The following is a 14,740-nucleotide window of genomic DNA, read 5'->3' as shown; positions in this document are numbered from 1 at the left end:
CATGCTCGACTGCGATTGGTGCAGACCGCCGGTGCGATCAGTCGAGCATGGCTGGACTCTACAAGAAAGCGCCGGGCATGACCCGGCGCGTCCGCATCTCCATCGCCTCTTACCAGGCCATGCGCAGTCCCAGCTGGCCGCCCACATTGCGGTAGCCGTAATCACCGCGCTGCACGCTCACGCCAGCCCACGCGCCCCAGCGCTGGCCCATCTTCAGCTCGGCACCGGCCTGCACCTCATAGCGGTTGCGCGGCGCGTCCGCGCCCAGCGCGTCACCGTTGAACTGCAACGTGCTGTTGCCGCTGCCACGCAGCCAGTTCACACCCAGGTACGGCTGCACGGTGTTGCCGGCTGCAGTGCCGTGGCCGAACACGCGCACGCCCAGGCGCCCGCTCAGGCCACCGGCATCGGCGTGATCGATCACCGTGCCATTGCTCTCCACGTGGCGATCGGCGCGGAAATCGACATGGCTCAGCTGCAGCTGCGGCTGCACGTACAGCGCGCTGGCGGCACCCTGCCACACATTGAAGGTGTAGCCGGTCTCCAGCGACGCACTGGCCATGCGCGAATCGTAGTGCTCCGGCGCCAGGCCAATACCCTGCACCCGGTTATCGAAACGGCCGTACTGCAGGTTCGCATCCATGTACGCACCCTGCGTGCCGTCAGCCGCCTGCAACCAGGTGCCGTACACACCCATGGCACTGCCACGCACCCGCCCCTTGGCGCTGTAGCCGGTCAGATCGGACACTGCGCTGCTGTCGGCACGACCCGTGCCCATCATCACACCGAACGCTGCATTGCCTCGGCGAATCAGGTCAGTGCCAATCTGCAGCACCGAGGTGTTGCCATCAATCGACAGCTGACCACCGACCGCGCTGAAGTCCGCCTGCTGCCGGCCCACGCGCGCCCACGCGGCACGGCCTTCATCCCGCGAGACGGCACCGATGCGGTCGTTCAGGCGATGGGAAAACATGTTGACGGCAGCCGACTGGTTGGCCAGGTACGCACCGGCTTCCGGGCGCAGTACCGGCGGCGGCAGGATCGGATCGATCGGATCCACCGGATCGACGGGATCCGTCGGGTCGATCGGATCCGGACCCGGATCGACCACGCATCCCGGCGCAGCCGGATTGTCCTTGCAGACATCGAACCATTGCGAACGCAGGTACCAGTTACCATCGGCAGGATCCGCCAGGCCGCCCTGGAACAGGAAGTATTCGTACGATCCGCCCACCGCGCGGCCGCTCAGTGCGTAGCTCGCCAGTGATGCACCGTCGATCTCGATCAGTTGGATGCCATCGACCGTCGGCGCGCCCACGCCACCGATGTTCTTGACTGCAATCAGCGCGTCGCCGGAGGTGTCGCCGCGCACGTGCAGGCGGTCAATCGCGCTGTCATCGCCGGCCAGCGCGCCCTGGAACAGGAATGTCGCGCCCTCGCTGTGCAGGTCGCCATCCACGGTGAGCGTATTGAAGCGGCCGCTTCCGTCGGACAATGCCACGCCACTGTTGAGCACTTGCAGCTCGCCCACCGTGGCATCACCGGTCAGTGTCCACTGGCTGCCGCCTTCAATCGCCATCGTCTGCACCAGACCCGACGATCCCTGCCACAACGATCCATCCGCCAGGCGCACATGCACTTCGGATTGCGGCACCAGACCCGCATCCTCATCCTCCGGGGTGATGACGATGTCGCCCTCCATCTGCGAGCCGCCCTCCAGCACCACGTCGAAGCGTCCAGCCACGGCCGCATCCAGTGCCAAGGCGATGCCATTGCCGCCCGATACCAACGCGCCATTGGATAGGGTCAGGCCTGGGTCTCGGCTGCTGCGCACCCACACACCGCCATGCTGGGCGCTTACCAGCGAACCACCGTCGATGCGCATCCGACCGTTGTCATTGATCACCGCCGCCCACGCGCCCTCGCCCTCGGTGCGTACATGGGTCCCGGCCAGGTCCAGGGTGCCACTGCCGCCGGCCAGTACCCCGTGTGCGCCCTCACCGGTGGTCAGCACCTGGCTCTGTGCAAGCGAGAGCGAGCCTCCTGCACGCGTCAGGGCGCCGAAGGCACTGGCACCGGATGTCTCGATGCGCGACAGCGTCGCGTTGATCTGCGGGCGGCTGCCAAAGCCTCGAAATTCGGAGTAAAGGCCGTGGCTTGACGCACCGTGGGTCAGGATGTCGACCTCCTGCAGCGTCACGGTTCCAGCCCGGTTGTCGATGCCCACCGAGCGATCACCATCGGTGCGGATCACGCTTCCGCGCATGTCCAGGGTGGACGCCTGATAAACCTGTACTGCGGCGGCGTTATCGCCCGTGCTGTGCAGGCTGGAGCCCTGCACGTTGGCAACGTTGCCCATGCCATTGATGTCCAACGCGACCCCGCTGGATGTCACCGTGCTTCCGACCAGATCCAGCAGGCTCCGCTCGTGCAGGAGGATGCCGTTGGTTCCCTGCACCTGCACGTTCTCCACGCGCGCCTGTCCCTCGTTGAGGCTCACTGCCGTGCTGGCCACACCCAGCGCAGTGATCGATCCACCGGTCATGACAATCTCACCACCGCCGGACAGGCCGAATGACGTACCGCCCTGCATCTGGATGTGCACATCCTCCAGCGTGGCCTTGCTTCCGGCTTGGGCGACCACACCAAAGCCATTGCTTTCATGGACCACGTGGCTGTCGCGCAGCTCCAGCGCCCCGCCCAGCGTTGCCAGCGCGGTGGTCGTACCGGCGGCGCGGCTGGTCAGGGTTGTTGACTCCATATGCACTACGCTGCCGGCACCACTGGCCAGGGCGGCATGTGCATTAGCCCCTTCGGCGATAACGCTTCCTCCCAGGAAGTTGATGAAGCCGCCAGCACTGGCGACCAGTCCATGCGCGCCCCGACCACGGGTGGTGATCTCGCCCACACTCACGCCCGCCGAGGCAGCGTTGGCCTCGATGCCATGGCTGTTCACCCCTTGCGTGTCGATGCGCACATTCTCGGCACGCAGTTGCGCGCGATCCTGCGCGGACATACCGGCAGCCCCGTCGCCCAGCGTTATGATCTCGGCAACTTCCATCAGATCGATGGTTGTGCCGCTCCCCTCCAGCCGGACAGCGGCGGCGCCCGCGCCCTCGGAGCGCAATACAATCGCGTCCGTCGTTTCGATGCGACCATTATTGAGCGCGTAGAACACGTAGCCCGCCGGGTCTCCGGGCAGCACCGGCTCGGTGGTGCGGTACTCGCCCGCAGGAGGTTCTTGGAGAGTACCGTCGGCCACGACCTGCTGGGCGCGGGCGGAGGGAGCAAGAACAAGTGCAGCAGCCAGGGCAGCGGCCAAAGGGTGGCGAAGAGGGAGCGCAATAGGCATGGGGTATCTCCAGACGGGCGCACAGCCTGCCGTCATGCCCCCTGCGCCTCCATCGAAATGATTGCAATGCGGGCTGCGCCAGAATGTCGCACCTGGCCGCAATGCCGGCGCAGCTGCCTTAACGTCACCCGTCCCTGGCGGATATGGCAAGCCGCCTTTGCAACAAATTGCATGGGAACGATGGCGATGCGATCGGACACTGGCAGCCGTTCCCGACACGCTTGTTCGCATCTTCCGGATTGCCTCACAGAATTTTCACAAGTCGCAGTCGTATACGTCACCCCGCTGAACAGGGGTTTCCGGTTGTCGTGCAGTGTCCCGCTCGCTTCTCCATGCAAAGGACAACACCATGAACCTTCATCCCGTCCATCTCCTGTCGCTTCGGCCGCTTGCACGCGGCCTGCTGCTGGCACTCTCGGCGGTGTCCACCGGCGCCGCATTGGCAGGCGACCTGGATGACCAGACCGCAGAGGTTGTTGCGGGCGATGCAGTGGAAGCCTGGACCTTGAAGAATGGCTCGACGCTGACCGTTACCGGTGCGCAGACCGATTCGATCACCAGCACCGACTCCACCGTCTCCCTCACCAACGCAACCATTGCGTCGGCCACTACCGGTGGTCGTGCGCTGGTGCGGATGGAGGGAAACTCGGCGTTGAACATGACCGGATCGACCGTCCGCGACGGTACGGTCAGCGTCTACGACACGGCCTCCGCCCATATCGTGGGCAGCCGGATCAACAGCTCAAGCTTCATTGGCATCGATCTGACCCACGGCACTGTCATCAACGGCACCACCGCCTCGGCCATCGTCGATTCCAGCTTCGTCCGTGCCGAATTGCCCGCTGGTGCCACCGAACTGAACAATGGTCATGGCGTACGCATGTTCTTCGGCGACATGACCATTCAGAACGGGTCCCGCGTCGAGGGTGGCAACACGGCAGCCTACCTTGCAGGTCGAAGCGATCTGCCCGGTTTCACCGGCGGTCTTTCGCTGCGGGTCGACAACTCGGTGCTGAAGTCCGATACCGGTGCCGCCATTCGCGTGGCTCCGTTCTCGCTGACTCCCAACGCGCAGTACGACATCATCGTAGCCAACGGCTCGCAGCTGATCGCCGGTGATGGCAACCTGCTGCTGCTCCGCACCCGCAATCCTGCAGCAGGTGCCGGCGAAGGCACGGTCAACTTCACCGTGGATGACGCGCGGTTGATCGGCAACGTCAACTTCGATACCGCCACCACGCTCGGGGCACTGAACGTGTCTCTGCGCAACAAGGCACAGATCGATGGCCGCTTCATCAATGTCACCTCGGCCAGCATCGACAGCGACAGCACCTGGCTGATGACCGGCGACAGCAACATCGGCCACCTGGCGCTGGGCAGCACCGGCACTGTGGCGCTGGGCAATGGCAGCACCTTCAACACGCTCAGCGTGGATACCTTCGATGGCGCCGGGGGCACCCTGCTGTTCAACACCCAGCTGGGTGACGACAGCTCGGCCACCGACAAGTTGATCATCAAGGGCGACTCGAATGGCCAGGCCAATGTGCGCGTGCTCAATGCCGGCGGTGCAGGCGCCAAGACCGACAAGGGCATCGAGCTGATCCGCGTGGGCGGTGCCTCCAATGCGCAGTTCGATCTGCAGGGCCGCGCAGTGGGCGGGCAGTACGAGTACTTCCTGTTCAAGGACGCGACCAACGGTGGCTGGTACCTGCGCTCGGAGCTGGCCGGCACGCCGGACCCGTGCGTGGTGGATCCCACGCTGCCGGAGTGCACGCCGATCGATCCGGTGGACCCGGTCGACCCCACGCCGGTGCTGCGCCCGGAGGCCGGCGCCTACCTGGCCAACCAGTTCGCGATGGACCAGCTGCTGCGCCACGGCTGGCGCGACCGCCAGGGCGGCAGCACCTCCGCCGTTGATGGCGTGCGCGGCTGGGCCCGCGTGGATGCCACCCAGAGCACGCTGTCGGCGGTGGAAGACCAGCTGGACCTGCGCGTGGACCGCTCGCGCCTGCAGCTGGGTGCGGACATCGGCGTGTTCGACAACGGCCAGGGACGCGTGGGCGTGATGGGCACGCTGGCCAGGTCCGACGCCAGCTCGCGTTCGCAGCTGACCGGCTACAGCGCACGCGGCAAGGTCAACGGCGGCGCGCTGGGCGTGTACGGCAACTGGAGCAACGATGCGTTGTATGTGGATGCCAGCGTGCAGCGGGGCCAGTTCCGCAACCGCGTGCAGGGCGAAGGCCTGGCCGAGGAACGCTACGACTCGGACATCTGGCAGTCGTCGCTGGAAGCGGGTTACCGCATTGGTATCGGCCAGATCGGCCGCACCGCGCTGAGCCTGCAGCCGGAACTGCAGCTGGTCTACACCGACGGCAACACCGACCGCCACGAGGAAACCAACGGCACGGTGGTGCGCAGCCTGGGCGACAGTGGCCTGTCCGGCCGCGCGGGCCTGCGCCTGCAGGGCGAGGGCCGCAGCGCAGCCGGCGCGTCGGTCAGCCCGTATGTGGCGGCCAACTGGTACCGCGACGGGGCCAGCAACGGCATGGCGTTCGACGATGAGGCGCTGAAGGCCAGCGTGCCGCGCAACCGCTACGAGCTGAATGCCGGTGCGCGCGTGGACTTCCGTTCCGGGCTGAGCGCCTGGGGTGGCTTCGGCGTGATGCGTGGTGATCATGGGTACCGCGAAGCCACCGCCAATCTGAGCATGTCGTACAAGTGGTGAGGGAGAACTGAAACGGCGCCGGGGCAATCCGGCGCCGTTCTGCTTTCTGCTTTCTGTAGAGTCGAGCCATGCTCGACTGGCTCTTCTCGACCGCGGCCAAAAACAGTCGAGCATGGCTCGACTGCAGGGAACCATCAATGTCGGCGCGGCTGGGGCGTACATCATGCATTCTTCTGGCAATCACGCGTGGCAAGTCGCCTTCAACGAACGACCTCGCATGTCGTTCGAGCCAGTCCGTCGTCTGAGATCGTGAGCTCATCGACCAGATCCGGGCGCAGAAACGCGTGAGTGGTGCGGCCACCATCGATGCACACATCCTGGACGCTCCCGACAGACCCTGCCACTCGCAAGCGCGGGCCATCGACCTGACCACGCGTCGTCAGAATGACAAGCTGCATGCGCTCAAGCGGCCACTGGTAAGACCCGACGACAGTCTCGCAGGTTGCCCGCCCATGACGATGGCATCGCTCGCGGGTCGCCGACTACCGCACGCACCTCGTAGCGAGCTTGCCTGATCAATGAAGGAGGCCATAACTGCTGGATCACTGCCAAGGAATACCTACGACTTAACCGCTACAACACCCCGTGGTCGCTTTTGACCTTGAGCGTCGTACATCCATGCTCCTAGACTCACGGACCACTGGATGCCCGATCTCCGGGTCGAGCATCGCAGCACCTTGTGGTCCACCTGACCACGACAGGCTTAAGCCATCCTCCTAGCCATTGGCACCTCACATGAAATGCGCGACCCGTCTTCTCTTGCTCCTGTCTCTTGGCCTTCTTACGGCATGTGATCCACTCCCACATACGCGCGGGTACGTCTATCCGAATGACCGCTATCTGGAGGAAAACGTAGCGAAGTGGAACAGCTTGGTCGACACGGTCAATACGTGGAACGGCGGACCATGGGCAGATGAATTCTATGGCGCAATCGATAACGGGGATGACCTCTCCAAGTTCCGGTATCGGCTACAGGTGGCGCACAAGAATGCCGTCGAGCGGCGAACAGCTGCAGAACGCATGACACATCGCTCCGAGGCAGCTGATCTTCACCAGCATCTACTGACATCATTACAAAGCGCCGAAGACATGTTCTCTGTCATGGTGACCCTGGCAGAGCTTCCAGAAGGCTACACCACTGAGCAATCCGCATCGATTCTAGCCCGTTTGGAGCCTGCCATCGAGCGCATGGATAGAGACCTCCAGCGGCTGAGTGACGCCCAGGACGCCTTTGCAAAATCAGAGAAGATCCAGCTCACGACAAGAGATCCCACCAATCGATAGACCTGATTCATCAATAGACGCGACGGCGCTGAAGACGGGGCGATCTGCAACTTTTTGTATCGCATGCTCCAGACAGGGTCGATACGCTCGGCGACCCGCCCATCATCCAACTTCAACATGATCAGTCTTGCACTACGTCCCTTTCGCCTTTTCGCCTGCTTCAAAGGTCGATCATCAAGACGGGAGTTCTGGCTGTTCTTCCTTCTTCAGCTCATGGTGAGCGTGTCGATCATTGGTATCGCCGCATACACCTCCCGCCGACTTCCGCCTGGCGCCCTGGGCGGAGGCATGCGATTGAGCGATCTGTTTGCGTACATTTGGTTTGGCTACATCATGCTCAGCCTCGTCCCGTTCCATGCACTCGTCGCGCGTAGATTTCGAGATCTGGGACAATCTGGGTGGATGTGCCTTACGTTCATGATCCCCGCGCTTGGACCTGCCTTTGTACTGCTGCAAATGCTTCGCCCCGGCCAGGAGGGCGAAAACCGCTATGGACCCGCGCCACGCTAGTTCCGATTTCGCATTTTGTGGGGCCGAGCTAACGCCATGCTCTACAGAGACTGTCGCGATCTGCACGCGCTGACAGCTTTCGCCACATCGCTGCAAGCACTCCTGTTTCTCCAGTTTCCAATAATTGCGGCGTAGGCATCCAACAAGGAGAAGTGCAGGGTAGCGCTCAGTTCAGTCGCACGCTGGGCGCAATTGCAACGATTCCGATGGCTCATCATCACAGGATCACCAATAGTGCGCACTTCTTTTCGAGGGGTGCCCAGATGCACAAGATGATGATTCCGCTTACCCGCTACGCACAGTTCAGCGGGCGCGCCAGTCGCAGCGAGTTCTGGTGGTTCCAGCTGTTCGTCGTGATCGTATTGATACCGTCGAATGTGCTGGGCTTCATTGCTGGCTACACCGGCTCAAGCACGCTGGCACTGATATCGACGGGCGTGGGCGCGTTGGTGTGGCTGGCGATCATCGTGCCGATGATTGCAGCGACCGTGCGCCGCCTGCATGACACCGACCGTTCCGGCTGGTGGTACCTGCTGATGCTGGTGCCGATTGCGGGCCTGGTGGTGCTGGTGCTCATGCTGCTGCCGAGCACCCCGGGCGACAACCGCTTCGGTGCGCCGGTTCCGCACGTGTAATCGCCACGCGTTGGTAGGTGTTGGCCATGGTCGGCAAGGTGTTGGCACGGACGGCTGACACATTCGTGCCAACCAAGGTTGGCACCTACCCGAGCAATGCCGAGATGCTTCACTTGGGGTCAGAGCCCTTTGCGGCGCAAAGGGATCTGACCCCACCCCGAAGGTTGGCACCTACCAGGGCAGTCCCGTTGCGGCTACGCGAAGTGCTGGTAACCGCCGTCGGCGGCTTCGCCGTCCACGTGCACGCCCTGCCCTTCGGCAATACGACCGATGCGGGTGAGCGGCACGTCCAGCGATTCGGCCAGGTAATGCAGTGCGTCGCGCTGGTCGGCGGCAGCGGTGAAGCACAGCTCGTAATCATCGCCACCGCGCAGCGCGCAGTCGCGTGCAGCCTCACGACCGAGCAGTTCACGCAGCGCGTGCGAGATCGGCAGCGAATCGGCATCCACATGCGCGGCCACGTTGCTGCGCGTGGCGATGTGGCCCAGATCGGCCAGCAGGCCGTCGGACACATCCACCGCCGCATGCGCGAAGGCACGCAGGCGCAGGCCAAGCGTTACCCGCGGCGTCGGCCGCAGCAGACGCAGGCGAAGGCTTTCGTAGTCGGCCAGCAGCGTGGCGGTGGCGATGCTCAACGCACCTTGTTGCCACAGGCGCAGCGCGCCGGCGGCATCGCCCAGCGTGCCACTGATCCAGACATCATCACCCACCTGCGCGCGGTCGCGGCGCAGGGCCTGGCCACGCCCGACCTGGCCCATCGCGGTCACCGACAGCGACAGCGGGCCGCGCGTGGTATCGCCACCGATCAGCGCGATGTCGTGCTGGTCGGCCAGGGCGAAGAAGCCATCGGCAAAGGCCTCGATCCAGTCTTCAGAGGCGTCCGGCAGCGACAACGCCAGCGTGCACCACGCCGGGCGCGCGCCCATCGCGGCGAGGTCCGACAGGTTGACCGCCAGGGTCTTCCAGCCAATGTCGAAGGCCGGGGTTTCCACCGGGAAGTGCACGCCGCTGTTGAGCGTATCGGCAGTGACCACCAGCTGTTCGTTGGCACGCGGCTGCAGCAGCGCGGCGTCGTCACCGATGCCGAGCAGGATGTCGTCGCGCTCGAGGGTGCGGGCGCGGATGCGGTCGATGAGGGCGAATTCGGCCAGGGACATGGGGCGTTCTGCTTTTTTGTAGAGCCGAGCCATGCTCGGCTGCAGTTCGATCACGCGCCGCATTGCCGAACGCAACCGTGCGCTGCACGGTGAGCCGAGCATGGCTCGGCTCTACAGAAATCGGGTCAGTGACCCGATTCGACCTTGCGCCATTCCACGGCAGCGCGATCCAGCACGCCGTTGACGTAGGTGTGGCCGTGCTCGGAACCGAAGCGCTTGGCCGACTCGATGGCTTCGTTGATCACCACGCGGTACGGCACATCCAGGCGGTAGCGCAGCTCGTAGGCGGCCAGGCGCAGCACCGCGCGTTCGATCGCGTCCACTTCTTCAATGCCGCGGTCCAGGTACGGGCCGAGCGCTTCGTCGATGTCGCGTCGGTTGTCGAGCACGCCACGCACCAGCGCTTCGAAGTACGCCAGATCGGCGATTTCGCGGGCCTGCTCGTGGGCAAACTGGGCGATCAGCGACTGGGCGTTGCCGCCGGAGATCTGCCAAGCGTAGATGGCCTGCACGGCACGACGGCGCGCGCGCGATCGCAGCACCGGATCGACGCCATCGCGGCGGACGGGTTTACCGGAGGGCTTGCCCTGGGTGTTCTTGTTCATGGCAGTTGCTCCAGCAGATTGACCATTTCCAGTGCGGCGAGTGCGACTTCCTCGCCCTTGTTGCCGTGGCTGCCGCCTGCGCGGGCCTCGGCGTCTTCCACGCGTTCCACCGCCAGCACGCCGTTCAGCACCGGCACGCCGAAATCCAGCTGCACGCGCATCAGGCCTTCGGCGCAGCGGTCGGCCACGTGTTCGTAGTGGCGGGTGTCGCCACGGATCACGCAGCCCAGGGTAAGGATGGCGGCGTGTTCATGGGCGGCGGCCAGGCGCGCGGCCACCAGTGGCAGTTCCCAGGCACCCGGCACGCGGATCACGTCGATGTTGGCTTCGGTGATGCCGTTGCCGGCCAGGCTCAGGCGGGCGCCTGCGACCAGCGCGTCGGTGATGCGGGCGTTCCAGCGGCTGGCCAGGATGGCGAAGCGCGCCGATTCGGGAGTGCGAAGATCGCCTTCGTAGTGGCTCATATGCGGCTTGGGGACTCGATAAGGGGGTAATTCTAGCGTGGATGGGCCCCGGCCGTGGCTGGCGGGGGCCTCCAAGGGGCCTTCTGTAGAGCCGAGCCATGCTCGGCTGCTCTCTGCCGCCGGACTGGACACCCCCGCGCTGCGCGCGTAAGCCGAGCATGGCTCGGCTCTACAAGGGTGTCATGGCCGGGGCGCGGGCCTCAGCAGCCCACCGTCTCCACCACTTCCAGGCCGTACCCGGCCAGGCCGACCTGGCGGCGCGGGGTGCCCAGCACGCGCAGCTTGCCCAGCCCCAGGTCGGACAGGATCTGCGCGCCAGCACCGTTGCGGCGCCACTGGCCCACGTCCTTATCCTTGCCCGGCACCACCGGCGCCGGCTGCTGGCGCAGGCGGGCCAGCAGGGCCTCGCCGTCACGCGGGGCCGACAGCACCACCATCACGCCCGCGCCTTCGGCATCGATCGCACGCAGGGCATCGGTAGCGGCCACGCCGAAGTCGTCGCGGCGCCAGTGCAGCAGGTCGGCCAGCGGGTTTTCCACCTGCACGCGCACCAGGGTCGGCGTTTCCGCATCCGGCGCACCACGCACCAGCGCGAAATGCAGGTCGTGGGCAATGCGGTCGCGGTAGGTCACCAGCTTGAACGGGCCGAACTCGGTGTCGATCTCACGCTCGTCCACGCGCTCGACGGTCTTTTCGGTGGCCAGGCGGTAGGCGATCAGGTCGGCGATGGAGCCCATCTTCAGGCCATGTTCGCGGGCGAACACTTCCAGCTCCGGGCGGCGCGCCATGCTGCCATCCGGGTTCAGGATCTCCACCAGCACGCCGGCCGGTTCCAGCCCGGCCAGCATGGCCAGGTCGACGCCGGCTTCGGTATGGCCGGCACGGGTCAGCACGCCGCCCGGCTGGGCGATCAGCGGGAAGATGTGGCCCGGCTGGTGCAGGTCCGACGGCTTGGCATTGGGCTTTACCGCCGTGCGGATGGTGTGTGCGCGGTCGTGTGCGGAGATGCCGGTGGTAACGCCCTCGGCAGCCTCGATGCTGACCGTGAAGTTGGTCTGGAACTGCGCGGTATTGGCCTGCACCATCGGTGCCAGGCCGAGGTCGGCGGCGCGGGTGCGGGTCAGCGGCAGGCACACCAGGCCACGGCCGTAGGTGACCATGAAGTTGATGTCCGACGGCTTGACCAGCTCGGCGGCCATGATCAGGTCGCCTTCGTTCTCGCGGTCTTCGTCATCGACGATGACCACCATGCGGCCCAGGCGGATCTCTTCCAGGATTTCCGGAATCGGAGCGAAATTCATGCTGCATCTCCGTGCGGGTGCTGACCGTTGGCCGGCACGCTGATCAGGCGCTCCACATAGCGGGCGACCAGATCGATTTCCAGATTGACCGCGCTACCCACGCCGGTGGCGGAGAAGGCGGTGTTGGCCACGGTGTGCGGGATCAGGGCGACTTCAAAACCTTCGTCGTCCACTTCGTTGACGGTGAGGCTGACGCCGTCCACGCAGATCGAGCCCTTCCTGGCGATGTAGCGGCGCAGCGAGGCCGGCGCGGCGAAGCGCCAGCGCTGCGCGCGCGCGTCGTCGTGGATGGACAGCACCTGGCCGAGGCCGTCGACGTGGCCGCTGACCAGATGGCCGCCCAGGCGGTCGGTCGGGCGCATGGCGCGCTCCAGGTTGATGACTGCCCCTTCGCCCAGCTGGCCCAGCGTGGTCAGGCCCAGGGTCTCGGTGGAGGCATCGGCCTGGAAGCTGCTGGCGTCGAATGCGATGACGGTGAGGCAGACGCCGTTGATGGCAATGCTCTCGCCCATCTGCACGTGGTCGAACGGCAGATTCCCGACGTTGAAGGTGAAGCGGACATCGCCGCCGATGGGTTCGCGTGCGGCCAGACGGCCGACGCCTTCGATGATTCCAGTAAACAAGAAACGTTCTCCGCGAAAAGTGAGCGAAAAACGCCGCAAGGCAAACAGGCGGGCGCAGGGCCGCGAAGGCCCTGTGGCACCGTCTTCTTTCATCCGGACTATACCGTCGGCTCCGGCATTGGACCGGATCTGCTGACCCCCGGCCGTGGGCCGGGGCGCTCGCGGGCTCGTGCTTGCGCACCTACCGCCGGTGGGGAATTGCACCCCGCCCTGAAGACGTTTGTGTACCGGCGAACCGGCGTGACTAGTGTACCAGCCCGGGCTGAACGGGGTCGGATGCCCCAGCTGTGACGGCCGTCGCTCGCAATTTGTAAAACTTTCATTAAAATTACACCCCGGACGACATGAGGTCGCCACGGGCGGCCCGCTGGGCAGGCCCGCCAAAGGACTGAAATTCACAGGAATTCCCATGCGCAAGATGCTGATCGTGGCCGCCCTGCTGGCCGCCGCCCCGCTCTCGGCCTCGGCCGACGCCCTGAGCTACACCTACGTCGAAGGCGGTTGGACGCAGGTCCAGGTTGACGACAACCTGCTGGACGACCCGAAGGTCGACGGCGGCTACCTGCGCGGCTCGGTGGCCATCGCCGAACAGGTCTACGTGTTCGGTGGCTGGTCGCGCACGAGCAAGACCAATCACTACGGCGATGATTCGCTGAAGCTGGAACTGAACCAGCCGGAGCTGGGCATCGGCTACCACATGCCGTGGACCGACCGCATGGACTTCACCGCCGATGCCGCATGGGTACGCCAGAACGCCGAAGCCACCGTCCGCTACGACGGCCTGCGCTTGGCCCAGAAGGATCACACCAACCTGGGCCGCGTCACCATGGGCATTCGTGGCAAGCCGTCGCCGATGACCGAAGGTTGGGTCAAGGCCGGCTACATGGATGGCGGCAACCACTTCAAGGGCACCTGGGTCGGCACCGTCGGCGGCCAGATCAACTTCACCCGGACCTGGGGTCTGGTGGGCGAGATCTCGGGGTACCGCGACGTCACCCAGTACTCGGCCGGCGTCCGCGCCAGCTTCTGATCCAACGATCGCTCCTCGTCGTGCGATCGAACGGGCCCCGCAAGGGGCCCGTTTTTTATCCGCTGCACACGGTCACCTGGCTGCATCGCGCCATCGAAAGTGTGGGCAGATGCGCTAGGCTTGCGCGCCTCTGGAACAGGAAAACACCGTCATGAAGACCCCCACCCGTACCCTTCTGGCCAGCGTGCTGCTGTGCGCCCCGCTGATTGCCAGCGCGGCACCGGCCCAACTGACGCCCGATCAGGCCTTCGACCTGTATGCACGCGTGCTGCTGGAAGACGACACTGCTGCTACCCGCACGCTCAACGATGCGCTGAAACCCGCCTTTGAAGGCCAGGATGCGGTAACCCCGAACCCGGGTGCGCTGGCCAAGGCCTTGGCCGAACCCTGGCAGACGGTACTGGCCAGCACCGGCGCCAAGGTCGACGCTGCGGCCACCGAAGCGCTGTATGCCAAGGCGCTGCGTGATTCGAAGTGCCGCGCGACCAAGAGCGTGATCGAAGACAACGAATACGTTGAAGACCAGAAGCTGGCACGCATCACCTACAGCTGCCAGCTGCCCGACCTGGGCAAGGTGCGCCCGTTGTTCGCTGCCAGCCTGGCCGACGATGCCAGCCCAGCCGCGCGCAAGCAGTTCACCGACGCCTACACCCAGGCGCTGCAGAGCGGTGCGCGCCTGCCGGTCAGCGGCACCTTCACCCTGTACCCGGCCAAGGACAACGGCTACTGGTACAGCGGCAACTTCGATGACCTGGTGGGCACCGTAGCCGGCGCGCTGGCACCGTTCGAGGACTGGATGCAGGACGCGCAGGCGGCCAGCGCACCGAAGGTGACCGGCGTACCGGGCTGCGACCTGCTGCTGCAGCAGCACCGCGCCTGCGTGGCGAAGACCGCACCCGACCAGATCAGCGGTGTGGATGCGATGGCCGAGGAACTGAAGGCAAAGGCGCAGGTGAAGTCGGCCGATGAGATGACGCAGGAGTGCAAGGCACTGCGCCCGATCGCCGAGATGATGTGGACCGACGAGTGCGCGTGAGCCGGTAAGCGGTAGCGC

At 65.1% G+C, this 14,740-nt stretch carries 12 protein-coding genes and 1 riboswitch; of the genes, 6 read left to right on the top strand and 6 right to left on the bottom strand.

Annotated elements, in window-relative coordinates; genetic code table 11:
• Positions 1-109: 109 nt before the first annotated feature.
• Complete coding sequence (locus tag ARC23_RS18050; protein WP_057498471.1) at positions 110-3,352, bottom strand: autotransporter family protein; 3,243 nt, start codon at positions 3,350-3,352, stop codon at positions 110-112.
• A gap of 349 nt (positions 3,353-3,701) precedes the next feature.
• Here ARC23_RS18050 and ARC23_RS18045 point away from each other — a divergent pair, with 349 nt between their 5' ends.
• From ARC23_RS18045 to ARC23_RS18030, 4 genes are all read left to right on the top strand, one after another.
• Complete coding sequence (locus ARC23_RS18045; protein WP_057498470.1) at positions 3,702-6,077, top strand: autotransporter family protein; 2,376 nt, start codon at positions 3,702-3,704, stop codon at positions 6,075-6,077.
• A gap of 870 nt (positions 6,078-6,947) precedes the next feature.
• The gene (locus ARC23_RS20910) at positions 6,948-7,361 is read left to right on the top strand and encodes a hypothetical protein (protein WP_160321669.1); all 414 of its coding nucleotides are present in this window, start codon (positions 6,948-6,950) and stop codon (positions 7,359-7,361) included.
• Positions 7,362-7,424: 63 nt separating this feature from the next.
• Positions 7,425-7,871 (top strand): DUF805 domain-containing protein, encoded by a 447-nt coding sequence (locus ARC23_RS21385; RefSeq protein WP_080393110.1) that lies wholly within the window; start codon positions 7,425-7,427, stop codon positions 7,869-7,871.
• A gap of 263 nt (positions 7,872-8,134) precedes the next feature.
• A complete protein-coding gene (locus tag ARC23_RS18030; RefSeq protein ID WP_057498467.1) occupies positions 8,135-8,506 on the top strand; it encodes a DUF805 domain-containing protein in 372 nt (123 codons plus the stop codon).
• 194 nt (positions 8,507-8,700) lie between these two features.
• On the opposite strand, the gene thiL is transcribed toward ARC23_RS18030, so the two are convergent.
• From thiL to ARC23_RS18005, 5 genes are all read right to left on the bottom strand, one after another.
• Complete coding sequence (gene thiL, locus ARC23_RS18025) at positions 8,701-9,663, bottom strand: thiamine-phosphate kinase (protein WP_057498466.1); 963 nt, start codon at positions 9,661-9,663, stop codon at positions 8,701-8,703.
• 125 nt (positions 9,664-9,788) lie between these two features.
• On the bottom strand, positions 9,789-10,268 hold the full coding sequence (nusB, locus tag ARC23_RS18020) for a transcription antitermination factor NusB (RefSeq protein ID WP_057498465.1): 480 nt from the start codon (positions 10,266-10,268) through the stop codon (positions 9,789-9,791).
• Positions 10,265-10,732 (bottom strand): 6,7-dimethyl-8-ribityllumazine synthase, encoded by a 468-nt coding sequence (ribH, locus tag ARC23_RS18015; protein WP_005415267.1) that lies wholly within the window; start codon positions 10,730-10,732, stop codon positions 10,265-10,267. The genes nusB and ribH overlap by 4 nt, the downstream gene beginning before the upstream one ends.
• A 200-nt stretch (positions 10,733-10,932) precedes the next feature.
• Positions 10,933-12,033: a 3,4-dihydroxy-2-butanone-4-phosphate synthase gene (gene ribB, locus ARC23_RS18010; protein ID WP_057498464.1), complete on the bottom strand. Its 1,101-nt coding sequence runs from the start codon at positions 12,031-12,033 to the stop codon at positions 10,933-10,935.
• On the bottom strand, positions 12,030-12,656 hold the full coding sequence (locus ARC23_RS18005; protein ID WP_057498463.1) for a riboflavin synthase: 627 nt from the start codon (positions 12,654-12,656) through the stop codon (positions 12,030-12,032). The genes ribB and ARC23_RS18005 overlap by 4 nt, the downstream gene beginning before the upstream one ends.
• 77 nt (positions 12,657-12,733) lie before the next feature.
• Positions 12,734-12,878, bottom strand: a riboswitch (FMN riboswitch).
• Positions 12,879-13,065: 187 nt separating this feature from the next.
• Between ARC23_RS18005 and ARC23_RS18000 the strand changes: the two genes are divergently transcribed.
• Positions 13,066-13,686: a hypothetical protein gene (locus tag ARC23_RS18000; protein ID WP_057498462.1), complete on the top strand. Its 621-nt coding sequence runs from the start codon at positions 13,066-13,068 to the stop codon at positions 13,684-13,686.
• Positions 13,687-13,837: 151 nt separating this feature from the next.
• On the top strand, positions 13,838-14,722 hold the full coding sequence (locus ARC23_RS17995) for a hypothetical protein (RefSeq protein ID WP_057498461.1): 885 nt from the start codon (positions 13,838-13,840) through the stop codon (positions 14,720-14,722).
• Positions 14,723-14,740 lie beyond the last annotated feature (18 nt).

The organism is Stenotrophomonas beteli (assembly GCF_001431665.1).
Lineage (GTDB): Bacteria > Pseudomonadota > Gammaproteobacteria > Xanthomonadales > Xanthomonadaceae > Stenotrophomonas > Stenotrophomonas beteli.
The sequence above is the reverse complement of the archived record's forward strand: the minus strand, read 5'-3'. Positions and strand labels throughout refer to the sequence as shown.